The organism is Listeria innocua, assembly GCF_028596125.1.
GTDB lineage: Bacteria > Bacillota > Bacilli > Lactobacillales > Listeriaceae > Listeria > Listeria innocua.
This window is the reverse complement of sequence record NZ_CP117229.1, coordinates 1231934-1244091: the sequence shown is the minus strand read 5'-3', so window position 1 is coordinate 1244091 and position 12158 is coordinate 1231934. Positions and strand designations below refer to the sequence as shown.

Here is a 12158-nt window from a genome sequence, read left to right as displayed (position 1 = left end):
ATTAAATAATTTGAAGTATATGTAGCAGAGGTAATACGAATAACAAACTATCAAATCTGTCTAAAATACCGCCGTGTCCAGGTAAGATTTTCCCAGAATCTTTAACACCGTAAAATCGTTTCAAGGCTGACTCTACTAAATCTCCCAGTTGACCAAAAATAGATAAAAATACTAGAAGCGCCAAAACAAGTGCTATATTTCCTGGTAGTTCTGCAAAATAATAAAAACCTCCTGCAATTACAAGTGCGCAAACAATCCCACCGATAAAACCTTCTACCGTCTTATTAGGACTAACATTTGGTGCTAATTTATGCTTGCCAATTGCTTTCCCAATAAAATAAGCCCCCGTATCGGTTGACCACACAATAAATAATGCAAAAAGGACGTACATTAATCCAGCTTCCCGAGTTAGTGCTAAATAATGGAACCCAAATCCAGTATAAAAAGCAGCAACCATACAAATTCCAACTTGATCAAAATGGAATTTATTGCGAGAAAACACCGTATTAGCAAGTAAAAGTGCCATTAAAATAAAAATAACTTCCATTTCAGTAATATGCAGTTTATCTAAAAAGTCCAAATATCTATCTGGCACGACAACTAACCACATTAATAGTAATGTAATTATTCCATTCATCGAAAAAATTCGTTGTTTCGTCATTACAAGCACTTCATATAACGCAATAGTTGCAAGTAAAATACTTAATAATTCAAATGGAATTCCCCCGTAAACCACAAATGGAATAAAAAATATAAGCGCAACAACTGCAGTAATAATTCTCGTTTTCAATCTTTTTTCCTCCCTAGAGCCCTCCAAAACGACGCGACCGATTTTGATATTCAATAATCGCCTGTAAAAAATCTTCTTTTGAGAAATCAGGCCAATGTGTTTCTGTAAAATAAAATTCACTATAAGCGAGTTGCCATAACATAAAATTACTTAATCTCAGTTCCCCGCTAGTACGAATTAATAAATCAGGATCCCCAAGACCGTGACTCATTAAATGATCATTCAGTAATTCTTCTGTTAAGTCCTCAGATGTTTTGCCCTCTGAAACAAGTTCTTTCATCGCTTCTTTTGCTGCTGTGATTATTTCTGAACGTCCACCGTAGTTAAGCGCAAAATTTAGCGTAAGACCTGTACAATGAGCTGTATCCGCAATTGCTTTTTCCACTGCACGCATTGTGTGTTCAGGCAAATTTTCTCGATACCCCATCACATTAACACGAACATTTTCTTCTATCAACTCTGGTACAAAAGAGTCAAAAAATTCTACAGGTAGTTTCATTAAAAAATCCACTTCATCTGTAGGTCGTTTCCAGTTTTCAGTTGAAAAAGCATAGAGTGTAAGAACATCAATGCCTATCGCGTTTGCATATCGTGTAACTCGTTTAACAACATCCATACCTTCTTTATGCCCTGCAATTCTCGGTAAGAAACGTTTTTTTGCCCATCTCCCATTTCCGTCCATTATAATTGCGACGTGACGTGGAATTGGCAAATCTTCTGCAAGTTCACTATTTAATATATTTCCATCTTGTCGAAATAGCTTTTTAAACATCATAAATCCTCCAATTGATACACTTCTTAGAGCATGTCTATACCTATAATAACAAAAAAGAATCAATTAATGTACTAAAAATTCCATGTGAACAGATGAGATTTTCATGAGAGCGATGGAATTGCCCATTAAAAAACATTCCTAACCCAACACATATGGAAAGAATTAGGAATGTCACTTCAACTTAAAAGGTGTTTAACCCTATTTGTTACTATTTGAAAAGTATCAATTAAACTTCTAAGATTTCCGCTTCTTTGTCTTTCGTGATGCTATCGATGTTCTTGATGCTTTCATCTGTTAATTTTTGAACGTCTTCACCGTAAGAACGTAAATCATCTTCAGTGATGTCGCCATTTTTTTCTAGTTTTTTCAAGTCTTCATTTGCTTCACGACGAATGTTACGAACAGCAACTTTCGCTTCTTCTGCTTCTTTTTTCACTTCTTTAACTAACTCTTTACGACGTTCTTCTGTTAATTGTGGAATAGATAAACGTAGTACAGAGCCGTCATTATTAGGTGTTAAACCTAAATCTGATTTTAAAATTGCTTTTTCGATTTCACCTAAAATAGTTTTATCATAAGGTGTAATAAGCAACATTCTAGCTTCTGGAACGCTGATAGATGCCATTTGGTTTACCGGTGTAGCTGCTCCGTAATAATCAACAGTTAAACGATCAAGTAATGACGCGTTAGCTCGACCAGCACGAATAGTACCTAATTGTCTAGTTAAAGCTTGTTCTGCTTTTTCCATTTTTTCTTTGGATTTAGATAATACTTCTTTACTCATTATTTTTTCCCCCTGACAGTAGTCCCGATTTTTTCACCTAAAATAACTCGCTTGATATTATTACCTTGTTCAGTAAATGAGAAGACGATTAATGGAATATCATTGTCCATACTTAGTGATGATGCTGTTGTATCCATTACTTCTAAACCTTCTTTAATAACATCAAGATAAGAAAGTTCTTCATATTTTTTCGCATTTTCATCTAATTTTGGATCGGCATTGTAGACACCATCTACATTGTTTTTCGCCATTAAAATTACATCTGCTTCGATTTCAGCTGCTCTAAGTGCTGCTGCAGTATCAGTAGAGAAGTACGGGTTACCCGTTCCACCTGCAAAAATAACTACGCGACCTTTTTCAAGATGACGAATTGCTTTACGACGAATGTACGGTTCAGCAATTTGACGCATATCAATTGATGTTTGTACACGTGTTGCAACTCCAATATTTTCAAGAGAATCTTGTAAAGACAAGGAATTCATAATAGTCGCAAGCATACCCATTTGGTCTGCTGCTGCACGGTCCATTCCCATTTCACTACCAAGTTTACCGCGCCAGATATTTCCGCCGCCAACTACGATAGCTACCTCTACTCCTAATTCTACTACTTCTTTGATTTGAGCAGAAATTAAATTGACCACGCTCGGGTTAATTCCAAAGCCATCATTTCCCGCAAGTGCTTCACCGCTTAATTTTAATACAACTCGTTTATAATCTGGGGTATCCATAATAGCCTCCAATTTCATATTCTATTCATAGACAGAAAACTTTTCCATCCACCATTATCTATTCTACTAAAAAGCTAGCTATTACAAAAGTGTTTTCTATCAAAAAGTGAAAAAACATTTTAAAATTCACAAAATCTCCAAATTTTATTAGCTAAATTACTTACTTTGTCATTTGTTAGACACCCAAAACAGTATTTTTTCACAATTAAAATGGTTTTGTAAAGTATCATAGCTGTATTTATGTTAAAATAAACACATAAATAGCTAAAAAATGAACGAAAATGACAAAACACACGGGAGTTTTAGATTTAATGGTAAAATGGAACAAAATTTATACATATAGCGAAAGAATTGAAGAATGGGAAAAACAAACAATTATAGAAATACCCTCTTATAGTGAATATGCGGGTTATTTTTTCTTATTGCCGCGAAAAATGGTATTTTCTGTTTCTCCGGATTATAGTTATTTTTATTTTCCAGATACATGGATTTTTACATTAAAAAAGCATACCGAAAAAAAGAGTATAGATGCAGCAACAATGATGCTCCTTTTTAAGCAGGAAAACGAAGAAATAATGCAACATTTTCAAACAAAAAAAATAAACGATAGTATCGTCAAAGTTCGTACACATATACCTAAAAAAATTGAAAAAGATGTGATAATTGCAAATGACCTTATTAGACAACCAAATACAAGCAATACAGAAACTTAAACAATATAATGTTGGCGCTTTATTTATGAAACCCGGTGCAGGCAAAACACGTGTAGCTTGCGAATTAATTAAGGAAGTAAGTCCTGATTATGTCTTGTGGATCACGCCATTCCAGACGAAAGAAAATCTCGCTAATGAGATTAAGAAATGGGGCTACGAATTTCCACAAGATATTATTGGCATTGAATCCCTTTCCAACTCAGATCACTTATATCTAAAATGCCGGGACAAACTAAAGAAATCGTCTAACAGCTATATTATTATGGATGAAAGTTTAAAAATAAAAAATAAACACGCGCTCCGAACGCAACGAGCCATTAAACTTTCTCGATTAGCAAACTATCGACTAATCATGAATGGAACTCCATTAAGCAGAAATATTTTAGACTTATGGTCGCAACTAGAATTTCTCTCTCCTAAAATATTGAACTTAAGTTTTTCCCAGTTCAAAAAAACATTTTGCGAATATGTAACCATTACCCAAGTATCGAAAAACAAACAACAGTCAATGGACATTATTAAGAAATATCATAATTTAGAGTATTTATACCAATTAATCGCTCCTTTTACATTCTCTTCTTCGCTTGAATTAAAAGTCAATTGGCATTATATTCGTCACGATTTCACTATAGACGACGAACTTTTGCAAAAATATTATGAAATAAAAGATGATTACCTTCAAAAAGCAGCTGCTTACACAATTAATATTAATTTTCTAGAGATGTCCCAAGTGATGCAACATTGTTATTGCCTCTCTTCAGAAAAATTCACTATTGTCGAATCTTTAATTGCAGGAAAAGAAGCTACAACCATCATTTTTTGTAAATATAAGCGATCAGAAGAAGCATTAATTAAAGCGTTTCCTAATGTAAAAATTACCACTTTTGCTAAATCGTCTTACGGGCTTAATTTGCAATATTATAATCAAATTATTTATTTTGATAAAACATTTGATTATTCTCAGCGCGATCAATCAGAACGTCGGATTTACCGCACCGGCCAAACACAAGACTGTTACTATCATGATTTAAGCGGAAATGTTGGTCTAGATAACCTAATTGATTCAAACATTTCTAAAAAAACGAGTTTATTGCATGAATTTAAAAAAGAACTCTCACAAAAAAATTCTTTTGAGGTGATTATGGATGCTTTCTAAAACAGTCTTTGATGCTTCCCAAGAAAGAATGGAAGTTATTTTTTCCGAATTCGATAACATCATTGTGTCATTTTCTGGCGGTAAAGATAGTGCTGTGATGCTTCATTTAATGATTGATTATATAAGAAAAAATAATATTCAAAAGAAAATTTATGTATATCATTTGGACTATGAAGGTCAATATTCTGCGACGAGTGATTTTGTAGCTGAAATGTTAACTAGTAACTTAGATATTATCGAGCCGCTTTGGTGTTGCCTTCCTATTGCAGCCCAATCCGCAGTTTCGATGTATACCGACCACTGGATACCTTGGGAAAAATCAAAACAAGATATTTGGGTAAGAGAAATGCCTGATTATCCATCTGTGATAAATGAAGACAACGCCCCTTTTGATTTTGATTTCCATACAATTTGGGACTACGAATTCAACAAGAAACTTATCCACTGGTTACATACTAAAAATAAAGCTGAAAAAACCATTGCCTTAATCGGTATTCGACAACAAGAATCGCTCAACCGCTATAATGCGATCCATAAAAAAGAACGCATGTATAAAAACTATAATTGGACTACTGAAATTTCCAAAAACATATATAACGCCTACCCGATTCATGATTGGTTAGTAGAAGATATATGGACTGCAAATGCTAAATTCGATTGGCCTTACAATAAAATTTACGATTTGTTTTACCAAGCCGGTTTAACTTTGAATGATATGCGTGTCGCTAGCCCTTTCAATGATTCCGCAACCGAAAGTCTTAAGTTATATCGCGTAATTGAACCTGCCCTTTGGTCTAAATTAGTTGGTCGCGTGAACGGAGCCAATTTCACGGCTATTTATGGTGGAACTTCAGCGATGGCATGGAAAGAAATTAACTTACCTCCAAACCACACATGGAAATCTTATTTGGAATTTTTACTTACAACATTACCGAGTTATACAAGAGAACGTTATTTAAAAAAATTTAAAACAAGCATTAATTATTGGACCGAAAAAGGCGGCGCTTTAAAAGTAGAAACCGTAGAGGAATTAAAAAACTTAAATGTACAAGCTGACTTCCTTGGAAAACCTCAAAATAAACGTACATATTCCAATCCCATGGAAATTGTTCGCTTTAAAGAATATCCAGATGACTTGAAAATCAAAGAATTCGCCAGCGTTCCAACATATAAAAGAATGTGTATCGCTATTTTAAAAAATGATTATACCTGTAAGTATATGGGTTTTGGTCAAACCAAGCTTGAATTAGAGAAAAGAAAACATGCACTAGAGAAATATAATAATATTTTATGAGGTGATATAATGAATTATAAAAGCCCAGTATACAACGTCACTCCCATTCACTACACCAAACTTCAAGCAAATAATTATAATCCAAATACCGTTCCAGCCACGGAACTAAAACTACTAGAAAAATCTATTTGGGAAGATGGATTTACACAACCAATCGTTTGCTATCCCTTGGAAAACTCTGATAAATATGAAATAATAGACGGGTTTCATCGATATACTATCATGCAGACTTCTAAACGGATCCGCGAAAGAGAAAAAGAATTATTACCAGTAGTTATTTTAGAAAAAGATACCGTAAACCGGATAGCTTCTACTATTCGTCATAATCGTGCTCGCGGTTTTCATAACGTAGAGCTTATGTCTTCTATTGTTGGTGAATTAGCAGATAGCGGCATGTCAGACAGCTGGATTATGAAAAATATTGGAATGGATGCAAATGAAATCTTACGCTTAAAACAAGTGAGCGGCCTTACTCACCTCTTCTTAGATAAAGAATTCAGTAAAGCTTCTGATTAATTGAAGAAAAGAGGAATTAAAATTGAAAGAAAATAAATACGATGACAAAGAATTTTTTGAACAATATAGTCAAATGCCTCGTTCTAAAAACGGACTTGCAGCAGCTGGAGAGTGGCATGAATTTAAAAAACTTCTCCCAGACTTTAATGGAAAGACAGTACTTGATTTAGGCTGCGGATTCGGTTGGCACTGTATTTATGCAGCCGACCATGGTGCGAAGAAAGTAGTTGGAATAGATTTATCTGAGCGCATGTTAACTGAAGCAAAACAAAAGACCACTTCAAATGCAGTTAATTATAAACAAAAAGCGATAGAAGATATGGATAATGAGCCAGAGATGTATGATGTTATTATGAGTTCACTCGCTATTCATTATGTCGCTTCCTTTCAAGACATTTGTAAAAAAGTCCATACTAATTTAAAAACCGGTGGCGAGTTTATTTTCTCTGTCGAACATCCAGTTTTTACCGCGGATGGCAGACAAGATTGGTATACTGACGAAACTGGTAATAAGTTACACTGGCCAGTTGATCGCTATTTTAACGAATCGATTCGAACAACCCATTTCCTTGGCGAAGATGTAAAAAAATACCATCGCACCCTTACAACTTACATCCAGACACTCCTTCAAAATAATTTTGAGCTTAAAAGTGTTATTGAACCAGAACCAGCTCCAGAACTTAAAAATTTACCAGAAATGCAAGATGAATATCGTCGTCCAATGATGTTAATTATTTCGGCAACTAAAAAGTAATCAAAAAACCCTTCTAAGTTATAATAGAAGGGTTTTACTTTGTTAAAAGATTATTTCTTTGCTTTTTTTGGTTTTTCTTTTTCTTGCTGTTTGTTCATCGCGCTCATCATTTGATTGATTTTCTTTTGTGATGGTTTTTGACCCATTTGCGCCATCATCATTTGTAACATTTGTTCGTTAATTGGCGGATTGTTTTTTAAATAGCTCATCATATAACGTCTTGCAATAAAGAATCCTCCCGCAAGACCAGCTAGTAAACAAATAATGCCGACAAGAATGTAAATCCACATAGTCTCTTTTCTCCTCCTTGAAACAAAATCCTCTTTTATTGTACTTGATTTATATTAAACAGACAATACTTTTCAAGAAAACTTATCATCTAGATCAATTTATCAATAAAAGCTGCAAACAACCTCGTAATTATACCATTAAAGGCACCCCTGCGCAATCTATAAAAGCATAAAAAAAAGACCGCCCTAGATAAATATACTAGACGCGGTCTGTTTGTTTAATTAAAGTGATTTTACTGTATTAACAACGTTTTCTACAGTAAAGCCATAATTTTTAATAACTGTTTCACCTGGAGCAGAAGCACCAAATTTGTCAATTCCAATCACTTTACCATCTAAACCAACATAACGTTCCCAACCAAAGCTAGCACCCATCTCTACTGCTACACGTTTTCTAACAGCATTTGGTAAGACGCTTTCTTTGTATTCTGCTGATTGTTTTGCAAATAGATCAAATGATGGCACGCTCACAACGGATACATCTGTTCCTTGAGCTTGAAGTTCTTTTTGCGCTTCAACAGCTAAATTAACTTCAGAACCACTTGCAAGAATAATTGCTTCTGGAACCTCACCTTTAGCAGGAGAAATAACATAAGCACCTTTTTTAACGCCTTCTGCAGATAATTTCGCAGAATTTGGTAAAGTTGGTAATCCTTGACGAGTAAGAACAAGCACATGTGGAGTATCTGTCGAAGTAATCGCTAGTTTCCAAGCTTCTACTACTTCATTTCCATCAGCAGGACGGATAACAGAAAGTCCTGGCATAGCACGTAAGCTTGCAAGTTGCTCGATTGGCTCATGGGTTGGACCATCTTCCCCTACAGCAATACTATCATGTGTCATTACATATGTTACAGGTAAATGTTGGATTGCGGATAAACGAATCGCAGCACGTACATAGTCAGAGAATACAAAGAATGTACCTCCGTATACTTGTAACCCGCCGTGTAGTGCCATACCGTTTAACGCTGCACCCATTGCAAATTCACGAACACCAAACCAGATATTTCTTTCTGCTGGTGTTTTTTTAGTGAATTCACCATCTGTTTTAATTGTTGTATTGTTAGAACCAGCAAGGTCTGCTGAACCACCAAAAATAGTAGGTATTTTCGCAGCTAATGCATTGATAACTTCACCACTTGAAGCACGGCTAGCAAGTGCTTTAGAATCGTCATATACTGGAAGATCTGCATCCCAATCAGCTGGTAACTTGTTATTTAAGCTATCTTCTAATTGTTTAGCAAGCTCTGGGTATTTCGCTTTATAAGAAGCAAATAATTCGTTCCATGCTGCTTCTGCTTTTTCACCGCGTTCTCCAATAGTTTCTTTAAAGCGAGTTGTAACTTCTTCAGGAACAAAGAATTTTTCTTCGTAGTTCCAACCATAAGCTTTTTTCGCTTCTAAAATACCTTCGTCACCTAGAGGAGCACCATGAACTTTACTAGTACCTGCATTAGGAGCACCAAAACCAATAACTGTTTTAACTTCAATCATTGTAGGTTGTGATGTATTTTGTTTTGCTTTTTCAATAGCAGCTAGGATTTCTGCTGTATCATTGCCATCTTTAACTAATAAATGTTCCCAACCATAAGCTTCAAAGCGTTGTTTTACATTTTCAGAGAAAGATTTGTCTAAATCGCCATCAAGAGAAATATCATTGGAATCGTATAAAACAACAAGTCTTCCAAGTTGTTGGTGACCTGCGTAAGAAGCCGCTTCAGAAGCAACACCTTCCATTAAGTCTCCATCTCCACATAGCGCATAAGTATAGTGATCCACAACTGGGAAACCATCTTTGTTATATTTTGCTTCAAGATGTCTTTCTGCCATAGCCATACCAACAGCCATCGCAATACCTTGACCAAGTGGACCAGTAGTTGCATCTACTCCATCAGTATAACGATATTCTGGGTGACCTGGAGTTTTACTTTCCCATTGACGGAAGTTTTTAAGGTCTTCTATTTCTAATTTGAAACCACTTAAATGTAATAAACTATATAAAAGCATTGAGCCGTGTCCAGCAGAAAGTACAAAACGATCACGGTTAAACCAATGTGAATTTTTAGGGTTTGTATTTAATACGCGAGACCAAAGTGCATAAGCCATTGGAGCCGCTCCCATTGGTAATCCCGGATGACCAGAATTTGCTTTTTGAATTGCATCAATTGATAATGTACGAATTGTATTTACTGCTAAACTATCTGTGTTATCGAACAAATGAAACATCCTCTCTTCAATATAATTTTAACTACTTTTAATAATAAGCCTAAAAAGCAATTAACACAACTAATAATTGCTTTAAATTGCTTAATTGATTGGTATTTTTGTTCATTTGCGCAAAAATGTTCATTTGGTACTAATTTTTACTTCTTATTTTTTCTCATTTGTTTTATTTTATGCGGTGTTACATCATTTCCTTTAGGGTCAATAATCGTAGTATTTTCGATTGTTCCCTTCATATGAGTGCGAAACGACTTAATATATTCTTTTCTTAATTTTTCTTGTTCTACTTTTTCATCAGCAGTTAGAGTCCCTGCTTTTTTCTTTTTAGAAAGTTCATTGATTCTATCTATTTTAGCTTTTTCTAGCATCACACTTCATCCTTTTCTTCATTATATTAAAATAAGAAAGTAGCTAAATCGCTACTTTCTTTATTATATCATAAACGATACTAAAATCGTTTCTACTGGTTTGCTAATTGAATAGTGCTATCACTTCTTTGTAACTTTGTTTCGTGTACTGGTATAACTACAGAATCCCCAGCTTTCACATGTCCATCTGTAAGGTTATTTTCTTTTTCAACCCAAGATACAAAATCTGCTTTTGCCATATCGCTCTTCGCTGCATATTGGTCTGCAAGTGCCCAAATAGAATCCCCTTCATTTACATCTACCTCAGAATACTCACTGCCACTCCCAATAACAGTGCACATCAATATAATTCCTAGAACTAAACAAGTTATTACAAATATAATAGAAACATAAAATTTATCCCAAATTAATTTTAAAGTCATTAATAATCCCTCCAAAAAAGAATGTACGTTCGCTTTTCTATATTATAGAACAGCCGTTCGCATATGTCAATAAAAAAACGAACCTTTGTTTGCATATTGGATTTTCTTTTGCTATACTTGATTTATAAAATAACCATTAAATCAATGAGGTGAAACCATGAAAATATCTAAACGTCAACAAGATATATATGAATTTATAAAATCAGAAGTAAAAGAAAAGGGTTATCCACCTTCCGTACGTGAAATCGGTGAAGCTGTTGGTTTAGCATCTAGCTCCACAGTCCATGGCCATCTTGCTCGACTTGAAGGTAAAGGACTAATTAGACGTGACCCTACGAAACCTCGTGCTATTGAAATTTTGTCTTTAGAAGATGAAGCAGAGACGCCGAATGTAGTCAATATCCCAATCATCGGTAAAGTTACTGCCGGAATGCCTATTACAGCGATTGAGAATATAGAAGAGTATTTCCCACTCCCTGAATATATGGCTGCAGGAGAAACCAATGTCTTCATGCTTGAAATCGACGGAGAAAGTATGATAAATGCCGGGATTTTAGATGGAGATAAAGTAATTGTTCGACAACAAAGTTCAGCAATTAATGGTGAAATTGTCGTAGCGATGACCGACGAAAACGAGGCGACTTGTAAACGTTTCTATAAAGAAGCGAATCATTTTAGATTACAACCAGAAAATGATGCACTAGAACCAATTATCTTAAATAACGTTACTATTTTAGGCAAAGTTATTGGCCTTTATAGAGATATTCACTAAAAGCTATATTTTGTTAGGCGGTTTTTATATTGATTTATTTTGAAACAGATAGACTAATTGCAAGAGATTATGTAGCAAGTGATTATGTTCCCTTTAGCGAAATGAACGGTGACAAAGTCGTAATGAAGTACTTTCCATCTACACTTTCAAAAGAAGAAAGTAATGCTTTTTTAGAAAGAAATCAACAAGAATTAACGGCACTTGGCTACGGACTTTTTGCCATTGAAGAAAAATCTACCGGCGAATTTATTGGTTTTACCGGTTTTCATGAAGCAACTTTTGAAGCTGCGTTCACCCCTTGTATCGAAATTGGCTGGCGCTTAAAGAAAAGTGTATGGAACCAAGGTTATGCAACCGAAGCCGCACTAGGAGCTCTCGATTTCGCCAAACAGAAAACAACTATTGATGAAATTTACAGTTTCACCGCTGTGTTAAATAAGCCATCAGAACAAGTAATGAAAAAAATCCATTTTACAAAAGTAGCTACATTTATGCATCCTGCTTTAGCGGACGGACATCCTTTAAAGCCACATATTCTTTATAAAGCATAGGAAAAACCCTGTACAATTTTGT

The 12158-nt window shown here is 34.8% G+C and carries 15 protein-coding genes; 7 read left to right on the top strand and 8 right to left on the bottom strand.

The window, feature by feature from the left end; all coding sequences use genetic code 11:
- Position 1: 1 nt before the first annotated feature.
- The 4 genes from PQQ29_RS06780 to pyrH form a co-directional block, all read right to left on the bottom strand.
- On the bottom strand, positions 2 to 790 hold the full coding sequence (locus PQQ29_RS06780) for a phosphatidate cytidylyltransferase (protein ID WP_003762041.1): 789 nt from the start codon (positions 788 to 790) through the stop codon (positions 2 to 4).
- A gap of 13 nt (positions 791 to 803) precedes the next feature.
- Positions 804 to 1562: an undecaprenyl pyrophosphate synthase gene (locus tag PQQ29_RS06775; RefSeq protein ID WP_010991493.1), complete on the bottom strand. Its 759-nt coding sequence runs from the start codon at positions 1560 to 1562 to the stop codon at positions 804 to 806.
- Positions 1563 to 1791: 229 nt separating this feature from the next.
- Complete coding sequence (gene frr / locus PQQ29_RS06770; RefSeq protein WP_003771660.1) at positions 1792 to 2349, bottom strand: ribosome recycling factor; 558 nt, start codon at positions 2347 to 2349, stop codon at positions 1792 to 1794.
- Positions 2349 to 3077 (bottom strand): UMP kinase, encoded by a 729-nt coding sequence (gene pyrH, locus PQQ29_RS06765; protein ID WP_003723449.1) that lies wholly within the window; start codon positions 3075 to 3077, stop codon positions 2349 to 2351. The genes frr and pyrH overlap by 1 nt, the downstream gene beginning before the upstream one ends.
- Positions 3078 to 3388: 311 nt before the next feature.
- Between pyrH and PQQ29_RS06760 the strand changes: the two genes are divergently transcribed.
- The 5 genes from PQQ29_RS06760 to PQQ29_RS06740 are packed head-to-tail and all read left to right on the top strand — an operon-like array spanning position 3389 to position 7510.
- Positions 3389 to 3790 carry a hypothetical protein gene (locus tag PQQ29_RS06760; RefSeq protein WP_003762030.1) on the top strand — a complete coding sequence of 134 codons (402 nt, stop codon included), beginning with the start codon at positions 3389 to 3391 and terminating at the stop codon, positions 3788 to 3790.
- Positions 3741 to 4946, top strand: a complete 1206-nt coding sequence (locus PQQ29_RS06755) for an SNF2-related protein (protein ID WP_077904834.1) — start codon at positions 3741 to 3743, stop codon at positions 4944 to 4946. Before PQQ29_RS06760 ends, PQQ29_RS06755 begins: the two co-directional genes overlap by 50 nt.
- Complete coding sequence (locus tag PQQ29_RS06750) at positions 4936 to 6240, top strand: phosphoadenosine phosphosulfate reductase (RefSeq protein ID WP_003762027.1); 1305 nt, start codon at positions 4936 to 4938, stop codon at positions 6238 to 6240. Before PQQ29_RS06755 ends, PQQ29_RS06750 begins: the two co-directional genes overlap by 11 nt.
- Positions 6241 to 6249: 9 nt before the next feature.
- Complete coding sequence (locus tag PQQ29_RS06745) at positions 6250 to 6756, top strand: IbrB-like domain-containing protein (RefSeq protein ID WP_003762025.1); 507 nt, start codon at positions 6250 to 6252, stop codon at positions 6754 to 6756.
- Between the two features lie 22 nt (positions 6757 to 6778).
- Positions 6779 to 7510, top strand: a complete 732-nt coding sequence (locus tag PQQ29_RS06740; protein ID WP_010991491.1) for a class I SAM-dependent methyltransferase — start codon at positions 6779 to 6781, stop codon at positions 7508 to 7510.
- Positions 7511 to 7560: 50 nt separating this feature from the next.
- On the opposite strand, the gene PQQ29_RS06735 is transcribed toward PQQ29_RS06740, so the two are convergent.
- The 4 genes from PQQ29_RS06735 to yneA all read right to left on the bottom strand — a co-directional run bounded on the left by PQQ29_RS06735 (position 7561) and on the right by yneA (position 10813).
- Positions 7561 to 7800, bottom strand: a complete 240-nt coding sequence (locus tag PQQ29_RS06735; RefSeq protein WP_003723442.1) for a YneF family protein — start codon at positions 7798 to 7800, stop codon at positions 7561 to 7563.
- A gap of 222 nt (positions 7801 to 8022) precedes the next feature.
- Entirely contained in the window at positions 8023 to 10017 is a 1995-nt protein-coding gene (gene tkt / locus PQQ29_RS06730) for a transketolase (RefSeq protein ID WP_010991490.1), read from the bottom strand.
- Positions 10018 to 10163: 146 nt separating this feature from the next.
- On the bottom strand, positions 10164 to 10391 hold the full coding sequence (locus PQQ29_RS06725; RefSeq protein ID WP_003771647.1) for a DUF896 domain-containing protein: 228 nt from the start codon (positions 10389 to 10391) through the stop codon (positions 10164 to 10166).
- A gap of 92 nt (positions 10392 to 10483) precedes the next feature.
- Entirely contained in the window at positions 10484 to 10813 is a 330-nt protein-coding gene (yneA, locus tag PQQ29_RS06720; protein ID WP_003762011.1) for a cell division suppressor protein YneA, read from the bottom strand.
- 157 nt (positions 10814 to 10970) lie between these two features.
- Between yneA and lexA the strand changes: the two genes are divergently transcribed.
- Together lexA and PQQ29_RS06710 are read left to right on the top strand one after the other, a co-directional pair.
- Complete coding sequence (gene lexA / locus PQQ29_RS06715; RefSeq protein ID WP_003762009.1) at positions 10971 to 11585, top strand: transcriptional repressor LexA; 615 nt, start codon at positions 10971 to 10973, stop codon at positions 11583 to 11585.
- A gap of 29 nt (positions 11586 to 11614) precedes the next feature.
- Positions 11615 to 12136 carry a GNAT family N-acetyltransferase gene (locus PQQ29_RS06710; protein ID WP_010990935.1) on the top strand — a complete coding sequence of 174 codons (522 nt, stop codon included), beginning with the start codon at positions 11615 to 11617 and terminating at the stop codon, positions 12134 to 12136.
- Positions 12137 to 12158 lie beyond the last annotated feature (22 nt).